Raw genomic sequence first — 26,225 nt, forward strand, 5'->3', positions numbered from 1 at the left:
ATTAGGAGTTGCGCGATAAAATTACGAGACCTTTGCGGGAAAACTGGTACAGGTCGAGGCTAATCCCTTTTCGTTGCGCACGGCCCATGAGATCTTCCATCAGTTTTCGCGAACGTATTGCCCTTTATGCCCTTCTGACCTCGCTGACCTCCGTTAGCATCGACGCGCTATTGCCGGGGTTACGCCAGATCGGCGAAGAGGTCGGTGTCGCACCGCCGCTGTCCACGCAGCACATCATATCGCTCTTCATTTTCGGCATGGCGTTCGGTGAACTGTTGTTGGGGCCATTGTCCGATGCGATGGGGCGCAAAAAAGCGCTCGTGCTCGGCCTCGGCGTCTATGCGGTCGGAACCATCACTGCCATGCTGGCCGGATCGCTCGAAATGGTGATCCTTGGGCGGTTCCTTCAGGGCATGGGCGTGTCCGGCCCGAAGATCGCGACGCGCGCCATGATCCGCGATCAGTTCGAGGGCGATGCGATGGCTCGTGTCATGTCCTTGATGTTCACGCTCTTCATTCTCGTGCCGATGCTGGCCCCTGCCTTGGCACAGGGAGTGATTTTGTTTGCCGGGTGGCGCACCGTCTTCGGCGTCTACCTCGCTATGGCAGTGCTTCTTGGCCTTTGGCTGGTAATGCGACAACCGGAAACACTGCCAGCCGACAAACGCATATCCTTCCGACCGAAGCTGCTGTTCCTGAACGGCCGGCGTATCCTGTCAAAACGCCGTGTGGCGTTGCTGATCATCGCAACCGGGATCGTCTTCGGGGCGCAGCTCCTCTATCTCAGCACGGCGGCCGATTTGTTCTTTGACGCCTATGGGATCAAGGAAACCTTCCCCTTCTATTTTGCGGTTCTGGCCACTGGGATAGGACTTGCTTCATTTCTCAGTGCAAAGCTCGTGCAGCGGTTCGGGATGGATGCCATGGCGCGTGCCGCTTTCATCGGATTGGCATCGGCCGGCCTTCTGATGCTGCTCGCATCCATGCTCTGGGGCGGTCGCCTGCCGCTTGTCGCTCTGATGGTGTTCGGGTTCTCGGCCTTCTTTGCCATTGGGGTACTGTTCGGCAATCTCAATGCCATGGCGATGCGCTCTCTCGGCCAGGTTGCGGGCTTGGGCGCATCGCTGATCGCGTCGGGATCGAGCCTCATTGCCATCCTGTTCGCTATCGGAATAGGTAGTTTCTATGACGGTACGACCATGAATTTGGCAGTAGGTTTCTTTATCGCCGGCGTCAGTTCGCTCATTCTGGCGGAACTGGCGGTACAGGGTGACACCTCGCCCGTCGAAGTGGCTCGATAAGCAGAAGCAAAAGTCAGGGATTTTCGCGACGCTTCAAATTGAAATTTTGACAACTCAGTGGACAGAGAGCTTCCTTCCACCCATCGACGGCCTTCCAGCCTAACCTTCGTGCAACAGAAATATTAGCAGCCGTATCGTCTATCAGAAGCAATTGCTCTGGTGAAAATCCCGATAGAGTAGCTGCCTGTTCAAAAAAGGCACGGTCATGCTTCTGGCAGCCTAGTGCGGCCCTGCGTGTTTCACGGTTCGTCAGACAAGCCGCCGAATCCGCCCATTGCGGCTGCTCCGGTTTCGTGACCACGGCGATGCCACCCCCCGAAAAAAATCATCCCCGCCGATCCCCGCCTGGAAAAGCCGTGCCATGATCATGGCGTCCTGTCGCGGATACACCGCAAGACGTTTGCGGCGAGGCAGGGCTGGCGCTCCACGGGAAACCTCGTGGCCTTCGATTGGGGGCCGCGAACGTCAGGCGGACCGGAAGGAGAGGCCCCGGAAAATGGATCCCCTCCGTCCTTCTCGGGCGGGCGCATCTGTGGGATGCACATGTCGGGACAGGACGCGTGACGTACCGGAACCGTGATGCTTAATGCCGGAACCGGAGACCTGCGCCACGAAGTCGTCCCGAGGCAGAGGGTCCGAAGTCGGGGTCTGTAGGGAGGAAAGCTCCCGAGAACGCCAAACGGGGCGCTGGAAGGCGTCACATATGTTTATTCGTTAGAGACGGTTTCCAGTGCCCCGTCCGGATGAATGCATTTTCGAAAACCACGGCGGCAGCGCGCGGGGAGGTTTCGGGCTGTCCGGCGGGGAGAAGGGCAGGTATTCCGGGGCGGATGGACTTTCTACTATGCGCGTTTTGCATGGCAGCTATGCGAGCCAACTTTCTTGGCTCCGCTGTGCTGCAACGCAGCACGACTTGCTGTAAAAATGCGGCTTCAGCTTCCGCGCCGGGTTCCTCCCAAGGCCTGCTGCGTGGAAAGGCTCATTTTTCAAGGAGATAGCTATGATCGTTGGCAGAAAAGTGCCGTCCGTTACCTTCCGGACGCGCGTCCGTGACGAGGCCGTCGGTGGTCCGAACCCCTATCGCTGGCAGGATGTTTCCTCGGCCGATTACTTTGCCGGCAAGCGCGTCATCCTGTTCTCGCTGCCGGGCGCCTTCACGCCGACCTGCTCGACCTATCAGCTTCCCGATTTCGAAAAGCTGACCGGTGAATTCAAGGCTGAAGGCATCGATGCGATCTACTGCATCTCGGTCAACGACGCCTTCGTCATGAACGCCTGGGGCAAGTCGCAGAACCTTGAAAACGTCAAGCTGATCCCGGACGGCTCCGGCGAGTTCACCCGCAAGATGGGCATGCTCGTCGCCAAGGACAATCTCGGCTTTGGCATGCGCTCCTGGCGCTATGCGGCCATCATCAATGATGGCGCTGTCGAACAGTGGTTCGAGGAAGAAGGCTATTCGGATAACTGCGACAGCGACCCATACGGCGTTTCCTCGCCGCAGAACATCCTGGAAGCGTTGAAGTCGGAAAAGCTCGCAGCCTGAACTGAACCATGTTGACGATCTGAAATCCGGTGCCGGGCCTCTTTGGTCTGGCGCCGGATTTTTTTATGGCTACAGTGGAACGAAAGCATTCCGAGGTTCACATGATCTACGTCGTCGCACATCTCAAGACTCATCCCGGCAAGGGGGCCGAGGTCATTTCTGATGCCGCTTCCCTGATCGAAGGCACGCGCAAGGAGACAGGCTGCATCTTCTACGATCTCTACCAGAAGCCCGGCGAGCCCGACACGCTGGTCTTTGTCGAGCAGTGGAAGAGCCGCGAAGCGCTGGAGGCGCATTTCGCTGAACCGCACATCGTCGCTTTCCAGAAGGCGACCGCGGAACTGATGGCGGATGGCCGTATAGAGGTTGTCCATTCGGACAAGGTCGAGGTTCTCTGAATGCCCTATCGCTCGACCCAGATTCTGTCGCCCGGCCCGACGGACAAGACGCCGCTGCACACGATCGCGCTTGCTCATGACCAGCGGCACCTGCGCCGCAAACTGCTGCACCTCGACAATGACGACGTGGTGATGCTCGACCTGAAAGAACCGGTGATGCTCGCCGATGGCGACCTTCTGGTGCTCGATACAGGCGACTATGTCCGCATCACCGCGATCGAGGAGCCGCTATACGACATCCGCCCGCGTGATCCGTTGCACCTGATCGAACTCGCCTGGCATCTCGGCAACCGGCACCTGCCGGCGGAAATCCGGCAAGATCGGATCCTGATCCTGCGCGACCCGGTGATCAAGGCGATGCTCGAGGGACTGGGGGCGACGGTCGCTGAGGTGACGGAACAATTCCAGCCGATGCGCGGCGCTTATCATGGTTCTGCTGGGCACAATCACGGTCATTCCCACGAGCACTCCCACGGACATGGCGGCCATCATCACGCCCATGACTGAGCAGGCAGATACGCGGGCGCTGCTCAGGCTGGTGACATGGCTGTCGCCGGCTTTTCCGGTGGGCGCATTCTCCTATTCCGGCGGGCTCGAGCAGGCGGTCCACGATGGGCTGATCGCCGATGCTGCCGCCTTGAGGCGATGGCTGGAATCGCTGATCCGCCATGGCTCGAGCTGGAACGACGCCGTGCTTCTGGCAGAGAGCTATCGGGCCCATGATGATCGCCCGAGGCTTGATGCGGTGCGGGAACTGGCCGAAGCTCTGGCCGGTTCGCGTGAGCGCCACATGGAAATGACGTTGCAGGGAGAGGCTTTTCTCACCGCAGCGGCGCATTGGCCGCATCCGGTGCTCGATACCCTGATCGGTGCTGTCGCCTATCCGGTCGCGGTTGGTGCTGTCGCTGGGGCGCACAATACCGGGTTGGAGCCTGCCTTGGCCGCCTATTTGCACGCCACGGCATCCAACCTTGTATCGGTGGCAATCCGCTGCGGCGTGACAGGCCAGAAGCATGCGGTGGGCGTTCTTGCCGAACTGGAGCCGGTGATCGCCGAAACGGCGGCACGGGCGTCATCGAGCACGCTGGACGATCTCGGTTCTGCTACAATCCTCGCCGACATATCGGCGCTGCGCCACGAGACCCTGCATTCGCGGCTCTTCCGTTCCTGACGGCCACGACATCAATTTCGAGAAAGGAAGACTTCGATGAAATCTGCGAACGGCCCGCTTCGCGTCGGCATCGGCGGCCCGGTCGGCTCCGGCAAGACGGCGCTGACCGACAAGCTCTGCAAGGCGATGCGCGAGACCTACTCCGTCGCCGTCGTCACCAACGATATCTACACCAAGGAGGATGCCGAGGCGCTGGTGCGTATGCAGGCGCTGCCCTCCGACCGGATCGTCGGCGTCGAGACCGGCGGCTGCCCGCACACGGCGATCCGCGAGGATGCGACGATCAACCTGCAGGCAATCGCCGACCTCAACCGCCGTATCCCCGACCTTGATGTGATTTTCATCGAATCCGGCGGCGACAATCTGGCGGCGACCTTTTCGCCTGATCTTGCCGACATCACCATCTATGTGATCTCGGTCTGCCAGGGCGAGGAAATCCCGCGCAAGGGTGGACCGGGTATCACGCGGTCGGACCTGCTTGTCATCAACAAGAAGGATCTGGCTCCCTATGTCGGTGCCGATCTCGATGTTATGGAACGGGATGCCAATCGCATGCGTGCCGAGCGGCCGTTCGTGTTCTCCGACATGAAGCGCGGCGACGGCATCGACAAGATCGTCGATTTCCTGAAGGTAGAGGGCGGCCTCTGACGTCAGTTGCCTCAACGAAAAGGCCGGCCGCATGGGATGCGGCCGGCCTTTCTGTTGTGCGCCCAGCACGGGCGCACTCTTGTGGGTGGAAGTCCCACCGTGAGCTGGTCATGGCGAGCGAAGAGAAGCGCAACTGCGGAAGGGTGACCGACCGTGGGGAGGAAGCGTGGATCGAAACTGCGGGCCGATGGACAAGAACCGGATATGAGGCGGAGCCGACCAGGGCGAGCGGGCAACAAACCGCGAAGCTCTTGTGACCAAGGGTCGGTGGCGTAAATCCGGCGGTCGTGCAGGGAAGGAGTGCGTTCTTACCTGGGGAGATCTCGCTTTGTGCCTGAAAGGGCGACGGTGTCGAGCCGGAGCGAGAAGTCAGCAGAGGCCGTAGTAGGGAGCGCTCTGGCGCGAACGAAGGGCCGAACGAGAGAGAGTGGAGTTCCCCCGAGGATGAGCAAGGCCATGCGTCAGATGCCGGGATTATCCGGGAGATCGGAGAGGCAAGCGGGTGAAGCCCGTCGGAGTTCCGATCTTGACGAAGCCGAGCCCCCGCCACGGAACGGTAACGACACGGGCGCGGGGCTGCTTGAGGCGGCCCTGAGGCGAGAGAACCTTCTGCAGGCGTGGAAGCAGGTGCGGGCCAACAAAGGCGCTGCGGGCGCGGACGGACTGGACATCAACCAGACGGCTGCGATGCTGCGCATCTTTTGGCCTGCCATCTGCGACAGCCTGCAGGAAGGGACGTATCGGCCGCAGCCGGTGCGTCGCGTGATGATCCCGAAGCCGGGGGGCGGCGAGCGCGAGCTCGGCATCCCCACGGTGCTGGACCGCCTGATCCAACAGGCGCTCCTGCAAGTCCTGCAGCCGATCCTTGATCCGACCTTCAGCCAGCACAGCTACGGCTTCCGTCCGGGAAAGAGTGCGCACGATGCCGTTTTGGCGGCGCAATCTTTCGTGCAGTCCGGGCGGCGGATCGTGGTGGACGTGGACCTGGAGAAGTTCTTCGACCGGGTTGACCACGACATCCTGATCGACCGCCTGCGCAAGAAGGTCCCCGATCCCTGCGTTATCCGCCTGGTTCGGGCCTATCTGGACGCCGGCATCGTCGATGGGGGTGTGACCATCAAGCGGAGCCGCGGCACGCCGCAGGGCGGGCCATTGTCGCCGCTTCTGGCCAACCTGCTGCTGGATGAGGTGGACAAGGAACTCGAACGGCGGGGCCATGCCTTCTGCCGCTATGCCGACGACTGCAACGTCTATGTGCGGTCGCGGAGGGCGGGTGAACGGGTGATGGCTCTGCTGCGGCGCCTTTATGACCGCCTTCACCTTAAGGTGAACGAGACCAAGAGCGCCGTTGCCAGCGTCTTCGGCCGCAAATTCCTCGGCTACGCCTTCTGGCGAGCCGGGGGTATGGTCAAGCGCCGGGTGGCCGACAAGGCCATCAAGGCGTTCAAGGATCGCATCCGCGAACTGACGTCGCGGGTGACGGGACGGTCTCTGAAGGCCGTGGTCGAACGGTTGGGTGTCTTCGTGCGGATGGAAAGCCTACTTCAGGCTGGCGCAAACACCATCGGTCTGGCGAGCGCTGGACGAGTGGATGCGTCATCGCCTGAGAGCTATCCAGCTCAAGCAATGGAAGCACAGCAGGACCATCTTTCGGGAACTGACGGCCAGGGGAGCAAGCTTTGATGTGGCCCAGCAAGTGGCGGTAAATGCCCGCCGCTGGTGGCGCAACAGCGGCAAGTTCCTCAACTTTGTCCTCACGATCAAATGGGCGGACCGGCTCGGAATGCCCAGACTCGCCTGACCTCAATCTCTCGAACCGCCCGGTGCGGACCCGCATGCCGGGTGGTGTGGCAGGGGCGCGATCAAATACGATCGCCCCCTATGCCGTTTGGGTTACGTCATTCCGCGGCGAGATGGATGACGTTGCCGCTGCGTTTCGGGCCCTCCAACTTGTCGAGCCGCTCCCGCAATTGGCTGATGGTCTTGCTCTGGTCGGCGACGATTTCCGTCAGCGCGACATTTTCCAGAGGCTCCGTCTCCGGTTCCTTGCTGCCGACCATGCGGCCGAAGAGCCAGCCGAGCAGGCGGGACAGGTCGTCCATGATCAGGAAGAAGGACGGGACGACAACCAGCGAGATCACAGTCGAGACGATGATACCGCCGATCACGGCGATCGCCATCGGCGCGCGGAACGAACCGCCTTCACCGACGCCGAGTGCCGACGGCAGCATACCCGCCGACATGGCGATCGAGGTCATGATGATCGGGCGGGCGCGCTTGCGGCCGGCTTCGACCATGGCGTGGGTCCGCTCCATGCCGCGGTGCATCATCTCGATGGCGAAATCGACGAGCAGGATGGCGTTCTTGGTGACGATCCCCATCAGCATCAGGATGCCGATCAGAACGGGCATCGACATGGCATTCTGCGTGACGATGAGGCCGATCGCGACACCGCCGATGGCGAGCGGCAGCGAGAACAGGATCGTGAACGGCTGGATGACATCCTTGAACAACAGGATGAGCACCACGAGCACCAGCATCAGGCCGAGCAGCATGGCGTTGCCGAAGCCCTGTTGCATTTCCGCCTGGACTTCCGCGTCACCGCTTTCGAGGAACTCGACGCTCGGTGGCAGCTTCGTTTCCTTGGCGACCTCTTTGAAACGATCCGAAGCAGAATTCAGCGCCACGCCGATCGGCAGGTCAGCACCCATGGTCACGACCCGGTAGCGATCGTAACGTTTGATCGAGCTTGGGCCTTCCGAATAATTGATGTCGGCGACGCTCGAAATCGGCACCAGAGCGCCCGCTGCCGTCTGGACCTTCAGGTTGCGGATGGCCGCAAGGTCGGTGCGGAAGTTCGTATCGACCTGGACGCGGATCGGGATCTGCCGGTCGTCGAGCGAAATCTTCGTCAGCGCCGCATCGATGTCGCCGATGGTGGCGACGCGAACGACGTCGGCGATCTGCGAAGTCATGATGCCGAGCCGTGACATCTGGTCGGCGCGCGGACGGATCTGCAGTTCCGGCCGCGGCAAGGCGCCGTCCGGGCTGACATTGGCAAGCAGCGGCTCGTCGCGCAGATTGGCTTCAAGCATGCCGACGGCCTTGTTCAGGTCCTCGTCGTTCTTCGACAGGAGGTTGAATGCCAGATCGCGCTCGCCACGGTCGTTCAGCTTCAGGATGCGGACATCCGGAATGGAACGGACGGCAGCATAGACTTGCTTCTCGATCTCGGCCTGCGGAATGATGCGGCCGGCCGGCGGCAGCTTCGGTATGTACTGGCCGATCAATGGGGTGTGGCCGAGAACGTCGTTCACCACCTTGTTGAGCAAGGAATGATCGAGCTTGGCGAGCATGATGCTGATCGTCGCACGGCGCAGTTCGAGATCGCCCTTCGGCGAGGCGCCGCCGAGGACGAAGACGTCGTCCACACCGTCGAGATGCTTGACCTTGTCGTAGATCTGCGCCGTCGTCTTGTCCGTGTCGTCCAGCATGGCGTCCGGCGGCAATTCGACCGACAGCACGATGCGCGACGCATCTTCCGGCGGCAGGAAGCTGCCGGGAACCGTCATGAGGAGGAAAACGGACCCGATCACGAAGGCGATTGCTGCAAGGAGCGTTGCATAACGCATGTACCAGCGTCTGGTGGTTACGGTCACCAGCCACGTGTAGCCGCGCATCAACACGCCGTCGTTGTCCTCGTGATGACCGTCGCCGTCACCAGATTTCATCAGATAGGCGGCCATGACCGGCGTGATCAGGCGGGCAACCATCAGCGAGAAGAATACCGCGACTGCGACCGTCAGGCCGAACTGGATGAAATACTGGCCCGGGATACCCGGCATGAAGGAGACCGGCACGAACACCGCGATGATCGTGAAGGTCGTTGCGATGACGGCAAGGCCGATTTCGTCCGCCGCTTCGATGGCGGCCTTATACGGCGATTTGCCCATCCTGATGTGCCGGGCGATGTTCTCGATTTCGACGATGGCGTCATCGACGAGAATACCGGTCGCAAGCGTCATGGCGAGGAAGCTCACCAGGTTCAGCGAGAAACCAAGCAGTTCCATGACCCAGAAAGTCGGAATGGCCGATAGCGGCAGGGCCATCGCCGAAATCAGCGTTGCCCGCCAGTTGCGCAGGAACAGGAGAACGACGGCCACAGCCAGCAGGGCGCCTTCGAGCAGCGTATGGATTGCCGCCTCGTAGTTGCCGTAGGTGTAGTAGACGGAATCGTTGACCAGTTCGATCGACACTTCAGGGTTTTTCGCCCGCAGGTCCTTCAGCGTCTTTTCCACCGTTTCGGCAACGGTTACTTCGCTCGCGCCCTTCGAGCGGAAGACCGCGAAGGTGACGACCGGATTGCCGTTGAAACGGGAGAACGACTTTGGCTCCTCATAGGTGTCGGTCACCTTGCCGAGTTCGGAAAGGCGGATGAACCTGCCGTTCGGCATGGCGATCATCGTGCTTGCCAGGCCTTCGACCGAGCGTGCGTCGCCAAGCGTGCGGATCGCCTGTTCGCTGCCGCCCACCTGGCCGCGGCCGGAGCCGAGGTCGGTGTTCATCTTGCGCAGCTGGTTGTTCACGTCGGACGCTGTGATGCCGTAGGAGTTCAGGCGTGCATCGTTGAGTTCGACGCGGACTTCACGATCGGCCCCACCGTAGCGGTCGATACGGCCGATGCCGCTCTGGCCCTGAAGCGCGCGTTTGATGGTGTCGTCGACGAACCAGGAGATTTCCTCGAGCGTCATGCCGGGGGAGGAGACGGCAAAGGTCTGTATCGCCTGTCCTTCGACATCGACTTTCGAGACGATCGGCTCCTCGACGGAGGCGGGCAGATCGCTGCGGATACGGTCGATGGCGTCCTTGACGTCCTGCACCGCCTGATTGGTCGGCACGTCCATCTCGAACTGGACGGCGGTCGTGGACTGTCCGTCGCTGATGGTCGAGGTTATGTGGTCGACGCCGGAAATACCGGCGACCGCGTCCTCGATCTCCTTGGTCACCTGCGTCTCGAGCTCGGCCGGTGCTGCGCCGCTCTGGCTGACACTGATCGAGACGATCGGCACGTCAATATTGGGAAAACGCGTGATCGGCAGCGTGTAGAACGACTGGTATCCGAGATACATCAGCAATACGAAGCCCAGGATCGGCGCGATCGGATTGCGAATTGCCCAAGCTGAAAAATTCATCCCGCTGTTCCCGTCAATTGGTCGCCGTGGCGGCGGATGTCACCGGATTGATCTTGTCGCCGTCGCGCACATAGGCGCCGGCCTTGGCGACGACCTTGTCGCCCGGTTTCAGGCCAGTTGTGATCTCGATGAACTCACCATCCTGGATGCCGGTGGTCACCGGTGTCAGGTGGACGATGCCGTCATCGACTTTGCGAACGACCGTTTCATCGTGGCCGACTGTAACGGCTGTTAGGGGCAGGACGATGGCCTGCTTTTCCTCGATGATGACCTGCGCATCGGCGTACATCCCCACCCGGGCCTTCTCGGGCTCGGAAAGGCTGATGTACACGGTCCCAAGCCGCGTCTGCGCGTCCACCATTGGCGAAATCAGGCGAATTTTGCCGTCAACTTCGGTCTTGCCGTCCGCGAGGGTGACTTTGGCCTTCTGGCCGATGGCAAGCTTGATGAGGTCGGACTCGGTGATATCCGCCTGCATTTCCACCGCGCCGTCCCGAATGATGGTGAACAGCGGTTCGCCCGTGCCACTGGCGATCGCGCCGATCTTGGCTTTCCTTGCTGAGACGATGCCGCTGACCGGCGTTTTGACTTCGGTGCGGGCAAGCCGCAAGTCGACATCGGAAATTTGCGCCTCAACGACCTTGATCTCCGCCGTGGCCACGGCAATAAATTGCTCTGCCGAGTTGACCCGCGCCAGCGCGGCGGTCGCCGCGGCCTTTTCCTGATCGCGCTGGGCTGTCGAGATGGTTCCGGCTTCCGAAAGCTTCTTTGATCGCTCGCTCACCCGCACAGCTTCCTCGGCGTTGGCCCGGGCTTCAGCAAGAAGTGCCTGGTACTGTGCGAGTGACGCATTTGCCTTGGCAAGGCTTGCGGCATACTGGCTCTTCTGCAGCAGCAGCATGTCCTCGTTCAGCGTTGCCAGCGTGCTTTCGGCTTCGACCCGATCGCCGACATCGGCGTTCAAAGTGCGGATGGAGAGCCCGTCAACCAGCGGAGAGACATAGGTCTCCTCCACAGCCTTTATGGTGCCCGTTGCCACGACGCGATCGACGACGGGCTTGTTTTCAACCTGGGTTACGACGATCGAAGGCAGTGTCTGCTCGGCCTTGGGCGCTGCGGCTTCTTCCGCGAATGCGGTGCTCGAAAGGAAAGTCAGCATCAGGGCAGCAGAAACACCAAATGCAAATGTCTTGTGACGGGCCATCGGCTCATTTCCTCAAATTCCGGATAATTCAGTTCGCTGACGCTGCACATTTCCAAGAAAAGGACGTGTCGCCGTCTACTGCTGGAAGGGAAGAAAATACCGCTTCGGTCTCGATAAGCGAAAAATTTCCCCCGCATCCTCCTCAAAATGCCACGGGGCTCTATTTAGTGAGCGCCTTTCGGCTATGCAAGGTGATACAAAAAAAGAATGGTGCCTCATTATTTTATTTGTTCCACCCATGCAAGGCAATGTTCTTTTTCGCGGCGAAATGTAGCAGAGACGTTTCTGCGCGTCGGAGTTGAAAAAGTACAAAGCGCGCGGGACAGCCCGCGCGCTCCTTTTTGTATTGAACGATGAGATCAAACTACTTCAAGGCAGCGTCGGTGATCTCGTGCGTGAAGGCGCCTTCCGGTTCCTTGGTGATGACGGGATCGGAGCCGCCCTTGAGCAGGGAAGCGACGGTGCGCTTGAAGTCCGCTTCGTCGAGTGCGCCGTTCGAGCCGGCTGTCAGCTTGGCGATCTCGCCCATCATGCGCTTCTGGTGCGCTTCCGTCTGGGCGCCCGTCGCATCGTTTTCGAGGACGATGCCGGCTGCTTCATCCGGATTGGCCTCGGCATATTTCCAGCCCTTCATCGAGGCACGGACGAACTTGACCATCTTTTCCTTGAAGGCCGGGTCCTTGAGCTTGTCTTCCAGTGCATAGAGGCCGTCTTCCAGCGTCGCGACGCCCTGGTCTTCGTACTTGAAGGTCACGAGATCTTCCGGCTTGATGCCAGCGTCAATGACCTGCCAGTATTCGTTGTAGGTCATGGTGGAGATACAGGCCGCCTGCTTCTGGATCAGCGGATCGACGTTGAAGCCCTGCTTCAGGACCGTGACGCCATCCGGGCCGCCATCGGTCTTGAGGCCAAGCTGGCTCATCCAGGAGAGGAACGGATATTCGTTGCCGAAGAACCAGACGCCGAGCGTCTTGCCCTTGAAATCAGCAGGCGTGGCAACGCCGGATTCCTTCAGGCAGGTCAGCATCATGCCGGAAGACTTGAACGGCTGGGCGATGTTGACGAGCGCGACACCCTTCTCGCGGGTCGCGAGCGCGGACGGCATCCAATCAACGACGACGTCGGCACCGCCACCGGCGATCACCTGCGGAGGCGCGATATCCGGGCCGCCCGGCTTGATCTCGACGTCGAGGCCTTCCGCTTCGTAGAAGCCCTTGTCCTTGGCAACGTAATAGCCGGCGAACTGGGCCTGGGTGACCCATTTCAGTTGCAGCACCACCTTGTCGGCGGCGATCGCCTGGAATGCGGACAGCGAAAAAGCGCTTGCCAGCAGCAGAGATGCAAGTCTTGTCTTCATGTCAGTTCCCTCTTTTTTGTTGTGCCTGTCCAACCACGGAAAGGCGGACTTTGTTACGCCTGTCCACCACGGACAGGCTTTTCCTCAGGCCGTCCGTGAGCTACGCACGGACGGGTGCCAGAACGTGACGGCGCGCTCGATGAGTGCCACCGCCCCGTAAAAAACGGAGCCAGCCACCGCCGCGACGGCGATCTCGGCCCAAACCATGTCGACATTCATGCGCCCCACTTCCGTGGAGATCCGGAACCCCATGCCGACGATGGGGGTGCCGAAGAATTCTGCGACGATGGCACCGATCAGCGCCAGCGTGGAATTGATCTTCAGCGCATTGAAGATGAAAGGCCACGCCGCCGGCAGCCGGAGCTTGATCAATGTCTGGAACCAGCTTGCCGCATAGGTGCGCATCAGGTCCCGCTCCATCGAACTGGTCGCGGCAAGCCCCGACACGGTGTTCACCAGCATCGGGAAGAAGGTCATGATCACAACGACCGCCACCTTTGACTGCCAGTCGAAACCGAACCACATGACCATGATCGGCGCAACGCCGATGACGGGCAGAGCGGAAACGAAATTGCCGAGCGGCAGCAGGCCCTTTTGCAGGAAGGGCGAACGGTCGATGGCGATCGCCACGAGGAAGCCGAGGCCGCAGCCGAGTGCGTAGCCGGTGATCACGGCCTTCAGGAAGGTCTGCTGGAAATCGGCCCAGAGCGTCGGCAGCGAGTTGATCAGCCGGGCCCAGATCATCGATGGCGGCGGCAGGAGAACGGAGGGCACGTTCAGCCCGCGCACGAGGCCCTCCCAGAGCACGAGGATGGTGATGCCGAAGAGAAGCGGCACGGCGAGCCTCGCGGCCCGCGCCGCCGTTCGGTTCGTAAATTTCTGGCGGACGAGCCATTCGTTGACGGCCCAGGCAACGAGCCAGAAGGCAAGGGCGCCGATGAGAAGACCGGAACTCATGGCTTGATCCCCATGCGCTTGAGGACGGCGGTGTGGGCAAGGCCAACGATGATCACCAGCGTTGCCGCCAGGGCCGCCGCCATGAACAGCGCCGACCAGATCTGCACGGTCTGGCCGTAATAGGAGCCCGCAAGCAGGCGGGCGCCTAAGCCGGAGACGGCGCCGGTCGGCAGTTCGCCGACGATCGCGCCGACGAGCGAAATGGCGATGGCGACCTTCAGCGAGGTGAACAGATAGGGCATGGACGCCGGCCAGCGCAGTTTCCAGAAGGTCTGCGACGGACTGGCGTAATAGGTATGCATGAGGTCGAGCTGGATCTGCTCGGGGCTGCGAAGCCCCTTCACCATGCCGACGACGATCGGGAAGAAGCTGAGATAGGTGGAAATCAGCGCCTTCGGCAGCAGGCCGGCGATGCCGACCGCATTCAGCACGACGATGATCATCGGCGCGATGGCAAGGATGGGGATGGTCTGGCTGGCGATGACCCAGGGCATCAGCGAGCGATCCATCGCCCGGTTGTGGACGATGCCGACAGCGAGAAGAATGCCGAGCACGGTGCCGATGCCGAAGCCGAGCAGCGTCGCCGAGAGCGTGATCCACGCATGATAGACGAGGCTGCGTTTGGACGTGATCGGCTTGTTGACGGTCGTGTCCCAGATTTCTGCGATCACCTGATGGGGGGCGGGGAGAACAGGCCGTTGCTGAAACATCGTTTTCGGCAGGATTTCTGAAAATGTGATCGTGGTCCCGGCGCGGGCGGCGGTATCGCGTTCGAAGGGGGCGTTGAGGAAGACGGTGGCGATATACCAGATGATCAGCAGGGCAAGCAGGATGGCGCCTACCGGCATGATCCTGTCGTTGAAAAAGCTGGGCTTCTCCATGTTCAAGCCTTCCCGCTCGACGGCAGCAGCATCAGCGCCATGGAAACGACGCCGAGGGCGACGCCGGCCATCTGCGAGAGCGTCAACCGCTCGCCGAACATGGCAAACGCGATGAGATTGACCAGGAGAAGCTGGGCGATGGCGGACGCGGAAATAGCAAGCCCCAGCCCGCCTTCGCGCATCAACCGCACCATCATCAGATTGCCGATGCAATAGAGGGCCAGGGAAAAGAGAAGGATGAGGATATTGTTGCTGGCGACATAATAACGGGAGGCCGTCGCGGCACTGAGGAATATCGCCATGGAGGCGGCGAGCCAGAGGATGAAGGAGGGGTTCATGACAAGCACCTCGTTGTGGCGCCGCACCCCCCTCTGTCACTTCGTGACATCTCCCCCACAAGGGGGGAGATTGGGAGCAAGCTGCCAGTCCCGACCTCGACATCAGACATCGAGTATTTTGAGAGACGGGTATGGGAAAAGAACGATCTCCCCCCCTGTGGGGGAGATGTCACGAAGTGACAGAGGGGGGTATCCCACGGCACAATTGATCTACTCGTCATAGCTATGCCCCGCCCTCAATCCCTCGCGCACCCGGCTGGCGATCTCGAGGAACTCCGGGGTTTCGCGGATGTCGAGCGGGCGCTCCTTCGGCAAAGTGGATTCGATGACGTCGGTGACGCGGCCGGGGCGGGGGCTCATGACGACGATTTTTGTCGAGAGATAGACGGCCTCAGGGATCGAATGGGTGACGAAACAGATTGTCTTGTTGGTGCGATCCCAGAGCTTCAGCAATTGCTCGTTCAGATGATCGCGGACGATTTCGTCCAGCGCGCCAAAAGGTTCGTCCATCAACAGCAGGTCGGCATCGAAGGCAAGCGCGCGCGCGATCGAGGCGCGCTGCTGCATGCCGCCGGAAAGCTGCCAGGGGAACTTCTTGCCGAAGCCGGTAAGGTTGACGAGATCCAGCGTGTGCTCGATGCGGGCCTTCTGGTCGGCGGCGCTATAACCCATGATTTCGAGCGGCAGGGCGATGTTCTTCTCGATGGTGCGCCAGGGATAAAGGGCTGCCGCCTGGAAGACGTAGCCGTAGGAACGGTTCTTGCGCGCGTCTTCCGGTGTCGTGCCGTTGACGGTGATCGTGCCGGACGTCGGCTTTTCCAGGTCGGCGATGACGCGCAGGAAAGTCGTCTTGCCGCAGCCGGAGGGGCCGATGAAGGAGACGAAATCGCCCTTGTTGACGTCGAGATTGACGCCCGTCAGTGCGTTGACGGGGCCGTCATTGGTCTCGAAGGTGAGGCCGAGATTGCGGGCCGAAACGACCGATGCTGGTGTGGTGGTCATTGTCTCCGGTGCGCTCCGCCCTGAATGCCATTGCCTGGAAGATTGAGGTGACGTCATTTGGCTTTCCGTCTTCGATAGTCGTACTTCATATTTTTCGAATGAGGTATGCTGCGCGCGATGTTGCTGCTTAGGAGATGTGGATATGTTGCAATCATCAAGACCGACCTGCCGGATCGTCCGCCCCGGCCAAAGCTATGACGGCAAGCAGGGGCTCAGCTATTTCGAAGGCATTTCGGCCGAGGCGGTCGGTTCGACCGGCATATGCATGCATCTTCTGACGATCCCGCCGGGCGGCCGGGCCAAGGCCCACCTGCACGAAAGCCACGAAACGGCGATCTACGTGCTGTCGGGAGAGGCGCACACCTGGTACGGCAACCGGCTGGAGCATCACGCCATCGTGCGGGCCGGCGAGATGTTCTATATCCCGGCCGGCGTTCCGCATCTGCCCGCCAACCTGTCCGACCAGCCCTGTTCGGCGGTCATCGCACGCACGGACCCGAAAGAACAGGAAAGCGTCGTGCTTTTGCCGGACCTGGATGGGTTGGTTCCGGCTTGAAATATGGCGGCTGACGGGGCCGTTGTGATACCCCCCTCTGTCGCTTTGCGACATCTCCCCCTCAAGGGGGGAGATTGGCCGCGTGTGACGGATCGACCTCACGCGGACTATGTGCAGGGATGAAGAGTTGGCCGCAAGCGCCTTGCCTGATGGCTGGGGGATAGGCGTGCCGCAGTCTCCCGATCTCCCCCCCTTTTGAGGGGGAGATGTCGCAAAGCGACAGAGGGGGGTGCAGCGCGGCTGATACGGCATGTGGGTCCGTTATACCCCGCTCGCCGGAATGCCGGTGCGCTGGACCTTGCGCGGCGCGGTGATTTCCTTCCAGGTCGAGAGCGCCTTGTTGACGGCGGCAAAGGGTTCGCGCTTGACGAATTCGCCTTGGCCTTCGCGTGTCTTGATGGTCGATTCCTCGATCGCGACGACGCCGCGCGTCAGCGTGTAACGCGGCAGGCCGGTCACCTGCTTGCCCTCGAAGACGTTGTAGTCGATCGACGATTGCTGGCTGGCGGCCGAGATCGTCTTCGAGCGCTTCGGGTCCCAGACGACAATGTCGGCGTCGGCGCCGACGAGGATTGCGCCCTTCTTCGGGTATATGTTGAGGATCTTGGCGATGTTGGTCGAGGTGACAGCGACGAACTCGTTCATGGTGATGCGGCCGGTGGCGACGCCATTGGTCCAGAGCATCGGCATGCGGTCTTCAAGCCCGCCGGTGCCGTTCGGGATCTTGGTGAAATCGCCGATGCCGAAGCGTTTCTGGGCGGTGGTGAAGGCGCAGTGATCGGTCGCGACCACCTGCAGCGAGCCGGCGGCAAGGCCGGCCCAGAGACTGTCCTGATGCTGCTTGTTGCGGAAGGGTGGCGACATGACCCGGCGGGCGGCGTGGTCCCAATCGGGATTGGCATATTCGCTTTCATCCAGCGTCAGATGCTGGATCAGCGGCTCGCCGTAGACGCGCATGCCCTTCTGGCGTGCGCGGCGGATGGCTTCGTGCGCCTGTTCGCAGGAGGTGTGCACGATATAGACGGGCGCGCCGGCCATGTCGGCGATCATGATCGCCCGGTTGGTGGCCTCGCCTTCGACTTCGGCGGGGCGGGAATAGGCATGCGCCTCGGGGCCGTTGTTGCCGGCGGCGAGCAGCTTTGCCTGCATCTGCGCGACGACATCGCCGTTTTCGGCATGGACAAGCGGCAGGGCGCCGAGGGCCGCGCAGCGCTGGAAGGAGGAGAACATCTCGTCATCATCCACCATCAGCGCGCCCTTATAGGCCATGAAATGCTTGAAGGTGTTGATACCCTTGTCCTTGACGATAGTCTCCATCTCGTTGAAGACCTGCTCGCTCCACCAGGTGATCGCCATATGGAAGGAGAAGTCGCAATTGGCGCGCGAGGTCTTGTTGTCCCACATGGTCAGCGCTTCGAGCAGCGACTGGCCGGGCGAGGGAAGCGCGAAATCGACGACCATCGTCGTGCCGCCGGAAAGTGCTGCGCGCGTGCCGCTTTCAAAGTCGTCGGAGGAGTAGGTGCCCATGAAGGGCATTTCGAGATGGGTGTGCGGATCGATGCCGCCCGGCATGACGTAGCAGCCGGTCGCATCCAGCGTTTCGTCGCCCGAAAGGTTCGGGCCGATCTCGATGATCTTGCCACCGTCCACCTTGACGTCGGCCTGGTAGGTGAGGTCGGCGGTGACGACGGTGCCGTTCTTGATGACTGTTGACATGATATGAGCCTCCAATTGGCCTAGGGGCGAAAGGTTGCGAGTTTTGCTCCGAAACCGAGAAACACAGTCCCCGTGATGCCCTTTATCCACCTTTGTGTGCGGTTGGATTTTGCCAGCCCCACGAACCGGGCAAAAAACAGGACCATCAGTCCGAACCAGGCGACATTGAGCATCGAGTGAATGAAAACGAGCGTATAGGCGTTTGCGAGCGTTGCTTGAGCCGGACTGATGAACTGAGGAAAGGCAGCCAGATAGAACATCGAGACTTTTGGATTCAGCATGTTTGTGAGCAGGCCTTCACCATAGGCCGCCATCAAGGTGCGTTTTTTGCGATCCGGCGACGCGTCCTCCAGGAGGATTCTGCCTCGGCAGGCTTCATGCAGCGCCTTCAGGCCGATCCAACTCAGGTATGCAGCGCCCAACAACTTGAAAAAGAAGAAAAATTCCGATGATTTCACAAGGATCGCCGACCAGCCGAAAATCGCCAGCGTACCGTGAATGTAAAAAGCGGTGAAGAAACCCGCTATATTGGCAAACCCTGCGGCCTTCCCGGACTTGGGCACCGTCTTGGCGATGAGCACTCCGTTCGGCCCCGGTGATATGATCAGCAGTCCCGCTACCAGGACGAAGGTCAAAATTGTCGACAGGCTCATGCGTGTCCCCTGACTGTGTTACCCTGTTGCCGGCCTATTCAGAAATTCCCGCCGTCTCGACAACCGCATGAAACAGGACATCGCATCCCGCTGACGCCCATTCCTTGGAGATGTCCTCTGCCTCGTTGTGGCTGAGGCCGCCGACGCAGGGGCACATGACCATCGTGGCGGGCGCTACCTTGGCGGCCCAGCAGGCGTCGTGGCCGGCGCCGGAGATGAGGTTCATATGGCTGTAGCCGAGCTTTTCGGCGGCGGTGCGTACCGCTGTCACAAGCGTCGGATCGAAGGTGACCGGCGCGAAATGGCCGATCGCCTCGATGGAACAGCCGACACCAAGAGGCTCGGTGATGCCAGGCGCTTCCGCCTCGATCTTTGCGCGCATGCGGTCGAGCTTGGCCTTGTCCGGCGAGCGGATATCGACGGTGAAGACGACCTTGCCCGGTAGCACGTTGCGGGAGTTGGGCGAGAAGAACACCTGGCCGACACCGCCAACGGCGCCCGGCTGGTTTTCCATCGCGACACCCTGAACCATTTCGATGATCCGCGACATGGCCAAGCCGGCATTGACGCGCATGTTCATCGGCGTCGAGCCGGTATGGGCTTCGCGGCCGGTCAGGGTGAATTCCAGCCACCAAAGGCCCTGACAGTGGGTGACGACGCCGATGGTCTTTTCTTCCGCCTCGAGGATCGGCCCCTGCTCGATGTGATATTCGAAATAGGCATGCATTTTGCGCGCGCCGACCTCTTCGTCACCGAGCCAGCCGATGCGCTTCAGCTCGTCGCCAAAGGTCTTGCCTTCCGGGTCTTTGCGGTCATAGGCATAGTCGAGCGTATGGACACCGGCGAAGACACCGGAAGCGAGCATGGCCGGCGCAAAGCGCGCGCCTTCCTCGTTGGTCCAGTTGGTGACGACGATCGGGTGCCTGGTCTTGATGCCGAGATCGTTCATGGTGCGCACGACTTCGAGCGCGCCGAGCACGCCAAGCACGCCGTCATACTTGCCGCCGGTCGGCTGTGTGTCGAGATGGGAGCCGACATAGACGGGCAGGGCGTCGGGATCGGTGCCGGGACGCGTGGCAAACATCGTGCCCATCTTGTCGACGCCCAGCGTCAAGCCGGCGTCTTCGCACCAGGTCCGAAAGAGCTTGCGGCCTTCTCCGTCTTCGTCCGTCAGCGTCTGGCGGTTGTTGCCGCCGGCAATACCGGGGCCGATCTTCGCCATGTCCATCAGCGAATCCCAAAGACGGTCCGCATTGACACGCATGTTCTCGCCCGGTGCTGCTACCATGGCGGCTCTCCTCATTTTTTTGCGGGAGGCACGTGGTGCGTACATCCCCTTTGTTCCCGTCGGTCGAATCGGGGCGTCTGGTTTTTTCGATTGCCCTGCGATCAGCCGTTGCGTTTGAGTTTGAACTGACTGATAATTTGACCGGTTGGTAAAACATTACAGCTTCCGTTGCCGCACTCAAGACGAAAAACAGAAAAAACGGAATTGCCGTCCGAATTTTCAGATCAAGCGGTTTTCGGACGTTCTCAAGCCGCGCGCAGGCGGTGATTGGTGAAAAGACAGGGGGAAACATGGTACTTCCGAGGGCAGCCCGAACACAAAGGCGAACCCGCATCCAGGAGGAGAAGGAAGAACTGATTCTGGAGGCGGCGCTGGACGTGTTCGCCACCCACGGCTTTCGCGGCAGCACGATCGATCAGATCGCCGATGTGGCGGGCATGTCGAAGCCGAACCTGCTCTATTATTTCCGCACCAAGGAAGCGATGCACCGGGCGCTGATCGACCGGGTTCTCGACAGCTGGCTCGATCCGCTGCGCGAATTCGATGCGGAGGGAAATCCGGTTTCCGAAATCCGCAGCTATATCCGCCGCAAGCTGGAAATGGCCCGCGATTTTCCGCGCGAGAGCAGGCTGTTCGCCAACGAAATCCTCCAGGGCGCTCCGCATATCGAGGACGAGTTGAAGGGGCCATTGAAGACGCTCGTGGATGAGAAGGTGGAGGTCATCCGAGCCTGGGCAAAGGCCGGAAAGATCGCCAAATGCGATCCTTACCACCTGATCTTCGCCATCTGGTCGACGACGCAGCATTATGCCGATTTCGATGTCCAGGTGCGCGGCGTGCTTGGCGAGGAGCGCTCGGGTGACGGACGATTTGAAGACGCCGCGCGGTTTCTGGAGCAGTTGTTTGTGAGCGGCCTGGAAATCAAGGACGGGAGTGCGTAAACGCCGCCAACGTTCGTCTGCGGGGGCGGTATTTCCTCGAACCGTATCATACGGTTTCCGATTGATCAGCTCGGCTAGGTCCGAGAACGGCGAGACTCACCCCCCCTCTGTCGGCGACGCCGACATCTCCCCCTCAAGGGGGGAGATTGCAATAACCTTCGAAATCCATTCGGAAAAAGAATGATCTCCCCCCTTGAGGGGGAGATGTCACGAAGTGACAGAGGGGGGGTGAGTCTCCTCGATCTCTGAGCTATCCGAACCGATCAACCGGAAGCCGTATCATTGCCGGTTGCGGTGGCAGTGGCATCCCGGTCAGGCCGGTGTTTCTTTCTGGCGCTTCCCGGCCTCTATCATAATTTCGATCTCCGCGGCATTCTGGACGATGAGTGTTTCGAGTGTGCCCGCGCGGCCGCGAATGGGGATTTTGTAGCTTTCCCTGTCATCGACCGTGAGCCCAGCATAGCGCACGACGTCGGCGGAAACGGCCAGTTGCGCATCATATTCCTTAGCAAAGCCTTCCAGTCGGCTCGCGGCGTTGATGGTGTCGCCGACCGCGGTCAACGACGAGGCCTTGCCGTAGCCGATCTGACCGATGATCGCGGGTCCGGCGTGCATGCCCATGGCGACGCGCAGCGGCTTATCGAGCTCGCTCATGAAATTGCGGTTGAGCATATCGACGCCCCTGGCAATGCGCACGGTCGCGGCCAGTGCCTGGGCGCAGGCTTCCTCGATGTTGTGGCTCAGCCCGAAGATCGCCAGCGCGCCATCACCAATGAACTTGTCGATCACGCCGCCCGAACCTTCGACAGCCTCGCCGATGGTTTCGAAATAACGGTTAAGCAGGAAGACGGTATCGAACGGCAATTGCTTCTGGGCAAGCAGGGTGAAGTCGCGCAGGTCGCAGAACAGCACCGCAATGCGGCGCTCACGCCCGGCTGCTTCCTGCTCACTCGGCTGTGCCTTGAGGCCGATATTGTCGGCACCGAGAATGGGCGCGATCGACAGGTTGTGGTTCGGCCGCAGCTGGCAGGCGAGGCGGACATCGTCGGGCGCGCGGATACGCATAAGCGTTGCCCTCTCGGCCTCGTTTGCCGGCGGCAGCCGAGCCAAGCCCTCCGTCACCCTCACGCGACAGGTCGAACAGCGCCCGCGCCCGCCGCAGATCGAGATATGCGGTATGCCCGCGGCGCGGCTCGCCTCAAGCACGCTGAAGCCCTTCGCTGCCGAGATGACACGGTCGGGATAGGTGATCCGGACCTTTCCCCTGACCGGGATTGCACGCAGAATGAGCGTTCCGCCAATCATTGCCAACAGGCCAGCAACGATGGAGAGCCGGATTTGTCCGAGGATTTCGGGCTGAGTGCGGTGCGCCATGAACCATGCATCGGACGGCAGCCCGCCCTCCAGTGACCGTGCCGCGACGGCGAAGCCGAGCAGGGCCAGCAGCGGGACGAGGACGGCGAAGGAATAGGAGAACAGGAAGTAACGCGGATACCAGCTGCGACCACGCATCCAGAACCATGCGCCGAGGCAGCCATGCGACCAGGCGAGGATGAGGGCAAGCGATTGGCGTGTCGCGGTAAAGGCATTCGACCAGAGTATCGGCAGCATCTCGTAATAGCCGTCCCCAGAGCCCGTCAGCATCCATTCGACGCGGGTGCTGACCACATGGCCGACGATGAGGAAGGGAAAGGAAAGCCCGAAGACGATCTTCAACGCCTCACGGACCGGCATGCGCAGGGTCTGCCGGCGATACAGGCTCTCGAGCGCCAGCAGGAAGTGGACAAGCAGCGATCCGTAAAGCAGGATCGTGCCCAGCCAACTGCGCCAGAACAGGTTAAAAACAAAGCGCATTTTCTCCATCGCCTCGACCGAGACAAGGCCAAGAGCGTGATTGGAAAAATGGGTCAGCAGGAACAATCCCAGGCAAGCGCCTGAAAGCAGATGCAGCCTTTTGCGCGTTCTAGATGAGGCGACCTTCAAACAGACATCCGGAGTTGGCGGCGAAGCGCCGCATATTGCTATGGCCTCTTATTGACGAGTTCGCCGCAAGGGGCAACGCACGTTTTGTGGACGCTGCGTCGCAATTTCGTGTCCAATCCGTTATCGCCGGTGTTGATTGTCGCGTTTCGCGGCGCCGGAATTTCGGGCAATGGCTTCCAAAAGCCGCCCTTTCAACCGCGGCGGCAGAGCGCATCCCATGTCAGATTTATAGCAGTGATCAACGGCAAGCAGTCGCCTCGCTTTTTCGGCGAGACGGCTGCTCCTGTCCGAAAAATCCCCTTATTCCGCGGCCTGGCGGGCCATCGGGTTGTTCGGATGGGTCGTCCAGTTGGCGTAGTTCGCATCGACGACCTTGCCGGTGCGTTCGTCGAGCGTGCCCGGCTCGAGGCCGACCATGGTGATGCAATCCTGCACAGGGCAGACGTTGACGCAGAGATTGCAGCCGACGCACTCGTCTTCCATCACCTCGAAATGCCTGACGCCATCGACATACTGGGTGATCGCCTGATGCGAAGTGTCCTCGCAGGCGATATGGCAGCGGCCGCACTTGATGCAGGCATCCTGGTCGATGCGGGCCTTGGCGACGTAGTTGAGGTTGAGGTACTGCCAGTCCGAAACGTTCGGGACCGCACGGCCGCAGATATCGTCGAGCGAGCGATGGCCCTTGGCATCCATCCAGTTCGAGAGACCGGTGATCATTTCCTGGACGATCTTGAAGCCGTAGGTCATGGCCGCGGTGCAGACCTGGACGTTGCCGGCGCCAAGCGCCAGAAACTCTGCCGCGTCGCGCCAGGTGGTGATGCCGCCGATACCGGAGATCGGCAGGCCGTAGGTTTCGGGATCGCGGGCGATCTCGGCCACCATGTTGAGGGCGATGGGCTTTACCGCCGGACCGCAATAGCCGCCGTGACTGCCTTTGCCGTCGATCGAGGGTTCCGGTGAGAACGTGTCCAGATTGACCGAGGTGATCGAATTGATCGTGTTGATCAGCGACACGGCATCGGTGCCGCCGGCCTTGGCGGCGCGAGCGGGCTTGCGGACATCGGTGATATTCGGCGTCAGCTTGGTGATCACGGGCATGCGCGTGTACTGCTTGCACCAGCGAACCACCATCTCGATATATTCCGGCACCTGTCCGACCGCGGCACCCATGCCGCGCTCCGACATGCCGTGCGGACAGCCGAAGTTGAGCTCGATGCCGTCTGCGCCGGTTTCTTCCACCAACGGCAGGATCGCCTTCCAGGCATTTTCCTCGCAAGGGACCATGATCGAGGCGATCAGCGCCCTGTCCGGCCAGTTCATCTTCACCTGCTTCATTTCACGCAGGTTGGTGTAGAGGTCGCGGTCGGTGATGAGCTCGATGTTGTTGAGGCCCAGCAGGCGGCGGTCGGCGCCCCAGATGGCACCGTAGCGCGGGCCGTTGACGTTGACGACCGGCGGGCCTTCCTCGCCCAGTGTCTTCCAGACCACGCCGCCCCAGCCCGCCTTGAAGGCGCGCTCGACGTTATAGGCCTTGTCGGTCGGCGGCGCCGAGGCCAGCCAGAACGGGTTCGGAGACTTGATGCCGACGAAGTTATTGCGGAGATCAGCCATTGTTCATTCTCCCCTTCAAGCGACGGCGACGGCCGGCTGCGCGGCAGCGGCAAGAGCCCGGTTGATTGATTCGGCCGCATCGCGACCTTGTGCGACGGCGGAAACCGTCAGGTCTTCTCCGCCCAGAATGCAGTCGCCGCCGGCCCAGACGCGTTCCAGCGACGTGCGGCCCTCGGCATCGACGACGATGCGGCCGGATTGCAGGGCGATGGTGCTGAGACCATCGGCCTCGAAGGTCTGGCCGATCGCCTTCAGCACGTGATCGGCGGTGATCACGCCGGTTTCACCGGTGGTGACGAGACGCCCGTCCTCAAGCGCCGTGTAGTCGAGTTCGATGCCAGCCACCTTGCCGTCGCGACTGAGAATGCGCTTCGGCTGCAGCCAGTGGCGGATGGCGACGCCCTTGGAGGCGGCGAGATCCTGCTCGAACTCGGAGGCGTTCATATGCTCCTTGCCGCGGCGGTAGCAGATGGTCACTTCCTCGGCGCCGAGCAGTTTTGCCTGGACGGCCGCATCGATTGCCGTCATGCCGCCGCCGAGAACCACGACCCTACGGCCGACCGGGATATCCGACTTGGTTTCGGATTGCCGCAGAGCCGCGATGAAATCAACCGCATCTTCGACGCCTTCGGCCGTTTCGCCCTCGGCACGCAGCGCGTTGACGCCGGCAAGGCCGAGACCGAGGAAGACGGCATCGTGCTTGGACAGCAGGTCGCTCAGGGAGAAGTCACGGCCCAGCACCTGGCGGTTGCGCATGTCGATGCCGCCGATGGACAGGACATAGTCGACTTCCTTCTGGGCAAAGCTGTCGACGGTCTTGTAGGTGGCGATGCCGTATTCGTTGAGACCGCCGGCCTTTTCGCGGGCGTCGTAGATGACGACGTCGTTGCCCTTGACGGCGAGGCGATGGGCGCAGGCGAGGCCTGCCGGACCGGCGCCGATGACGGCAATGGATTTGCCGGTCGGCTCGGCGCGGTCGTAGAACTGAGCGTTGTCGCGCATGGCGATATCGGTGGCATAACGCTGCAGCCTGCCGATCTCGACCGGCCGGTGCTCGGCCGTGTTGCGGACGCAGGCCTGCTCGCAGAGCGTCTCGGTGGGACAGACGCGGGCGCACATGCCGCCGAGTATGTTCTGGTCGAAGATGGTGTTGGCCGACCCGATCGGGTTTCCGGTCGATATCTGCCGGATGAACAGCGGGATATCGATGGAGGTGGGACAGGCCGTCATGCAGGGGGCGTCGTAGCAGAAGTAGCAGCGATCGGAGGCGACCAGCGCTTCATGCTCGTCGAGCGGCGGATGCAGATCGGAAAAATTCTTGTCGTATTCGGCGGGCGACAGGCGTCCGCTTACTATTCCAGTTTCAGTCGTTCCCATTTTATTGCTCCCAAATGTCATACCTTAGGATGATGAAACGGTAACACGCTTTATTTTTTTATCAAACGGTAAAAATTCAAAAAATGAAAACGTTGGAATCGCGGT

The 26,225-nt window shown here is 61.1% G+C and carries 22 protein-coding genes and 1 pseudogene; 9 read left to right on the top strand and 14 right to left on the bottom strand.

The window, feature by feature from the left end:
* Positions 1-86 precede the first annotated feature (86 nt).
* Positions 87-1,301, top strand: coding sequence for a multidrug effflux MFS transporter (locus tag ACSQ3F_RS11725; protein WP_436100371.1), 1,215 nt, complete (start codon positions 87-89; stop codon positions 1,299-1,301).
* 13 nt (positions 1,302-1,314) lie between these two features.
* Here the strand turns inward: ACSQ3F_RS11725 and ACSQ3F_RS11730 are convergent, their stop codons facing one another.
* Complete coding sequence (locus ACSQ3F_RS11730) at positions 1,315-1,602, bottom strand: HAD-IA family hydrolase (RefSeq protein WP_436100372.1); 288 nt, start codon at positions 1,600-1,602, stop codon at positions 1,315-1,317.
* A 702-nt stretch (positions 1,603-2,304) separates the two neighbouring features.
* On the opposite strand from ACSQ3F_RS11730, the gene ACSQ3F_RS11735 reads away from it, so the two are divergent.
* The 6 genes and pseudogenes from ACSQ3F_RS11735 to ltrA all read left to right on the top strand — a co-directional run bounded on the left by ACSQ3F_RS11735 (position 2,305) and on the right by ltrA (position 6,862).
* On the top strand, positions 2,305-2,844 hold the full coding sequence (locus ACSQ3F_RS11735) for a peroxiredoxin (RefSeq protein WP_436102119.1): 540 nt from the start codon (positions 2,305-2,307) through the stop codon (positions 2,842-2,844).
* Between the two features lie 101 nt (positions 2,845-2,945).
* A complete protein-coding gene (locus ACSQ3F_RS11740) occupies positions 2,946-3,242 on the top strand; it encodes a putative quinol monooxygenase (protein ID WP_436102120.1) in 297 nt (98 codons plus the stop codon).
* Positions 3,243-3,749, top strand: a complete 507-nt coding sequence (ureE, locus tag ACSQ3F_RS11745) for an urease accessory protein UreE (protein ID WP_436100373.1) — start codon at positions 3,243-3,245, stop codon at positions 3,747-3,749.
* Positions 3,742-4,413, top strand: a complete 672-nt coding sequence (locus ACSQ3F_RS11750) for an urease accessory protein UreF (RefSeq protein WP_436102121.1) — start codon at positions 3,742-3,744, stop codon at positions 4,411-4,413. Before ureE ends, ACSQ3F_RS11750 begins: the two co-directional genes overlap by 8 nt.
* Before the next feature lie 36 nt (positions 4,414-4,449).
* Entirely contained in the window at positions 4,450-5,061 is a 612-nt protein-coding gene (gene ureG / locus ACSQ3F_RS11755) for an urease accessory protein UreG (RefSeq protein ID WP_436100374.1), read from the top strand.
* A gap of 444 nt (positions 5,062-5,505) precedes the next feature.
* Positions 5,506-6,862: pseudogene (ltrA, locus tag ACSQ3F_RS11760) on the top strand (group II intron reverse transcriptase/maturase).
* Positions 6,863-6,959: 97 nt separating this feature from the next.
* Here ltrA and ACSQ3F_RS11765 read toward each other — a convergent pair.
* The 7 genes from ACSQ3F_RS11765 to ACSQ3F_RS11795 form a co-directional block, all read right to left on the bottom strand.
* Positions 6,960-10,253, bottom strand: a complete 3,294-nt coding sequence (locus ACSQ3F_RS11765) for an efflux RND transporter permease subunit (protein ID WP_436100375.1) — start codon at positions 10,251-10,253, stop codon at positions 6,960-6,962.
* 13 nt (positions 10,254-10,266) lie between these two features.
* The gene (locus ACSQ3F_RS11770; protein WP_436100376.1) at positions 10,267-11,457 is read right to left on the bottom strand and encodes an efflux RND transporter periplasmic adaptor subunit; all 1,191 of its coding nucleotides are present in this window, start codon (positions 11,455-11,457) and stop codon (positions 10,267-10,269) included.
* 364 nt (positions 11,458-11,821) lie between these two features.
* Complete coding sequence (locus ACSQ3F_RS11775; protein ID WP_436100377.1) at positions 11,822-12,814, bottom strand: ABC transporter substrate-binding protein; 993 nt, start codon at positions 12,812-12,814, stop codon at positions 11,822-11,824.
* A gap of 84 nt (positions 12,815-12,898) precedes the next feature.
* The gene (locus ACSQ3F_RS11780; RefSeq protein ID WP_436100378.1) at positions 12,899-13,771 is read right to left on the bottom strand and encodes an ABC transporter permease; all 873 of its coding nucleotides are present in this window, start codon (positions 13,769-13,771) and stop codon (positions 12,899-12,901) included.
* Positions 13,768-14,652 carry an ABC transporter permease gene (locus ACSQ3F_RS11785; protein ID WP_436100379.1) on the bottom strand — a complete coding sequence of 295 codons (885 nt, stop codon included), beginning with the start codon at positions 14,650-14,652 and terminating at the stop codon, positions 13,768-13,770. The genes ACSQ3F_RS11780 and ACSQ3F_RS11785 overlap by 4 nt, the downstream gene beginning before the upstream one ends.
* A 2-nt stretch (positions 14,653-14,654) precedes the next feature.
* Positions 14,655-14,990: a hypothetical protein gene (locus ACSQ3F_RS11790; protein WP_436100380.1), complete on the bottom strand. Its 336-nt coding sequence runs from the start codon at positions 14,988-14,990 to the stop codon at positions 14,655-14,657.
* A gap of 210 nt (positions 14,991-15,200) precedes the next feature.
* Complete coding sequence (locus ACSQ3F_RS11795; RefSeq protein WP_436100381.1) at positions 15,201-15,992, bottom strand: ABC transporter ATP-binding protein; 792 nt, start codon at positions 15,990-15,992, stop codon at positions 15,201-15,203.
* A gap of 142 nt (positions 15,993-16,134) precedes the next feature.
* On the opposite strand from ACSQ3F_RS11795, the gene ACSQ3F_RS11800 reads away from it, so the two are divergent.
* Positions 16,135-16,548 (top strand): cupin domain-containing protein, encoded by a 414-nt coding sequence (locus ACSQ3F_RS11800; RefSeq protein ID WP_436100382.1) that lies wholly within the window; start codon positions 16,135-16,137, stop codon positions 16,546-16,548.
* Between the two features lie 261 nt (positions 16,549-16,809).
* Here the strand turns inward: ACSQ3F_RS11800 and hydA are convergent, their stop codons facing one another.
* Genes hydA through ACSQ3F_RS11815 form a run of 3 tightly spaced genes read right to left on the bottom strand, consistent with a single transcriptional unit; the run spans position 16,810 to position 20,205 of the window.
* Positions 16,810-18,264: a dihydropyrimidinase gene (hydA, locus tag ACSQ3F_RS11805; protein ID WP_436100383.1), complete on the bottom strand. Its 1,455-nt coding sequence runs from the start codon at positions 18,262-18,264 to the stop codon at positions 16,810-16,812.
* A gap of 20 nt (positions 18,265-18,284) precedes the next feature.
* Positions 18,285-18,917, bottom strand: coding sequence for a LysE family translocator (locus ACSQ3F_RS11810; RefSeq protein WP_436100384.1), 633 nt, complete (start codon positions 18,915-18,917; stop codon positions 18,285-18,287).
* 34 nt (positions 18,918-18,951) lie between these two features.
* Entirely contained in the window at positions 18,952-20,205 is a 1,254-nt protein-coding gene (locus ACSQ3F_RS11815) for a Zn-dependent hydrolase (protein ID WP_436100385.1), read from the bottom strand.
* A 290-nt stretch (positions 20,206-20,495) separates the two neighbouring features.
* Between ACSQ3F_RS11815 and ACSQ3F_RS11820 the strand changes: the two genes are divergently transcribed.
* Entirely contained in the window at positions 20,496-21,146 is a 651-nt protein-coding gene (locus tag ACSQ3F_RS11820; RefSeq protein ID WP_436100386.1) for a TetR family transcriptional regulator C-terminal domain-containing protein, read from the top strand.
* Between the two features lie 312 nt (positions 21,147-21,458).
* Here the strand turns inward: ACSQ3F_RS11820 and ACSQ3F_RS11825 are convergent, their stop codons facing one another.
* The 3 genes from ACSQ3F_RS11825 to ACSQ3F_RS11835 all read right to left on the bottom strand — a co-directional run bounded on the left by ACSQ3F_RS11825 (position 21,459) and on the right by ACSQ3F_RS11835 (position 26,120).
* On the bottom strand, positions 21,459-23,129 hold the full coding sequence (locus ACSQ3F_RS11825) for an adenylate/guanylate cyclase domain-containing protein (RefSeq protein ID WP_436100387.1): 1,671 nt from the start codon (positions 23,127-23,129) through the stop codon (positions 21,459-21,461).
* Positions 23,130-23,429: 300 nt separating this feature from the next.
* Positions 23,430-24,743, bottom strand: a complete 1,314-nt coding sequence (gene preA / locus ACSQ3F_RS11830) for an NAD-dependent dihydropyrimidine dehydrogenase subunit PreA (protein ID WP_349435321.1) — start codon at positions 24,741-24,743, stop codon at positions 23,430-23,432.
* 15 nt (positions 24,744-24,758) lie between these two features.
* Positions 24,759-26,120: an NAD(P)-dependent oxidoreductase gene (locus tag ACSQ3F_RS11835; RefSeq protein WP_436100388.1), complete on the bottom strand. Its 1,362-nt coding sequence runs from the start codon at positions 26,118-26,120 to the stop codon at positions 24,759-24,761.
* Between the last annotated feature and the right edge of the window lie 105 nt (positions 26,121-26,225).

The sequence above is a fragment of the Pararhizobium sp. LjRoot238 genome, assembly GCF_964252955.1.
Lineage (GTDB): Bacteria > Pseudomonadota > Alphaproteobacteria > Rhizobiales > Rhizobiaceae > Pararhizobium.

What these genes read in the sequence shown, in the direction of transcription:
- ACSQ3F_RS11725 (WP_436100371.1), top strand. Translation starts at nt 87, where the DNA reads ATGAGATCTTCCATCAGTTTTCGCGAACGTATTGCCCTTTATGCCCTT.
- ACSQ3F_RS11740 (WP_436102120.1), top strand. Translation starts at nt 2,946, where the DNA reads ATGATCTACGTCGTCGCACATCTCAAGACTCATCCCGGCAAGGGGGCC.
- ureE (WP_436100373.1), top strand. Translation starts at nt 3,243, where the DNA reads ATGCCCTATCGCTCGACCCAGATTCTGTCGCCCGGCCCGACGGACAAG.
- ACSQ3F_RS11750 (WP_436102121.1), top strand. Translation starts at nt 3,742, where the DNA reads ATGACTGAGCAGGCAGATACGCGGGCGCTGCTCAGGCTGGTGACATGG.
- ACSQ3F_RS11785 (WP_436100379.1), bottom strand. Translation starts at nt 14,652, where the DNA reads ATGGAGAAGCCCAGCTTTTTCAACGACAGGATCATGCCGGTAGGCGCC.
- ACSQ3F_RS11775 (WP_436100377.1), bottom strand. Translation starts at nt 12,814, where the DNA reads ATGAAGACAAGACTTGCATCTCTGCTGCTGGCAAGCGCTTTTTCGCTG.
- ACSQ3F_RS11795 (WP_436100381.1), bottom strand. Translation starts at nt 15,992, where the DNA reads ATGACCACCACACCAGCATCGGTCGTTTCGGCCCGCAATCTCGGCCTC.
- ACSQ3F_RS11770 (WP_436100376.1), bottom strand. Translation starts at nt 11,457, where the DNA reads ATGGCCCGTCACAAGACATTTGCATTTGGTGTTTCTGCTGCCCTGATG.
- ACSQ3F_RS11790 (WP_436100380.1), bottom strand. Translation starts at nt 14,990, where the DNA reads ATGAACCCCTCCTTCATCCTCTGGCTCGCCGCCTCCATGGCGATATTC.
- ACSQ3F_RS11835 (WP_436100388.1), bottom strand. Translation starts at nt 26,120, where the DNA reads ATGGGAACGACTGAAACTGGAATAGTAAGCGGACGCCTGTCGCCCGCC.
- ACSQ3F_RS11800 (WP_436100382.1), top strand. Translation starts at nt 16,135, where the DNA reads ATGTTGCAATCATCAAGACCGACCTGCCGGATCGTCCGCCCCGGCCAA.
- hydA (WP_436100383.1), bottom strand. Translation starts at nt 18,264, where the DNA reads ATGTCAACAGTCATCAAGAACGGCACCGTCGTCACCGCCGACCTCACC.
- ACSQ3F_RS11780 (WP_436100378.1), bottom strand. Translation starts at nt 13,771, where the DNA reads ATGAGTTCCGGTCTTCTCATCGGCGCCCTTGCCTTCTGGCTCGTTGCC.
- ACSQ3F_RS11765 (WP_436100375.1), bottom strand. Translation starts at nt 10,253, where the DNA reads ATGAATTTTTCAGCTTGGGCAATTCGCAATCCGATCGCGCCGATCCTG.
- ureG (WP_436100374.1), top strand. Translation starts at nt 4,450, where the DNA reads ATGAAATCTGCGAACGGCCCGCTTCGCGTCGGCATCGGCGGCCCGGTC.
- ACSQ3F_RS11815 (WP_436100385.1), bottom strand. Translation starts at nt 20,205, where the DNA reads ATGGTAGCAGCACCGGGCGAGAACATGCGTGTCAATGCGGACCGTCTT.
- preA (WP_349435321.1), bottom strand. Translation starts at nt 24,743, where the DNA reads ATGGCTGATCTCCGCAATAACTTCGTCGGCATCAAGTCTCCGAACCCG.
- ACSQ3F_RS11810 (WP_436100384.1), bottom strand. Translation starts at nt 18,917, where the DNA reads ATGAGCCTGTCGACAATTTTGACCTTCGTCCTGGTAGCGGGACTGCTG.
- ACSQ3F_RS11820 (WP_436100386.1), top strand. Translation starts at nt 20,496, where the DNA reads ATGGTACTTCCGAGGGCAGCCCGAACACAAAGGCGAACCCGCATCCAG.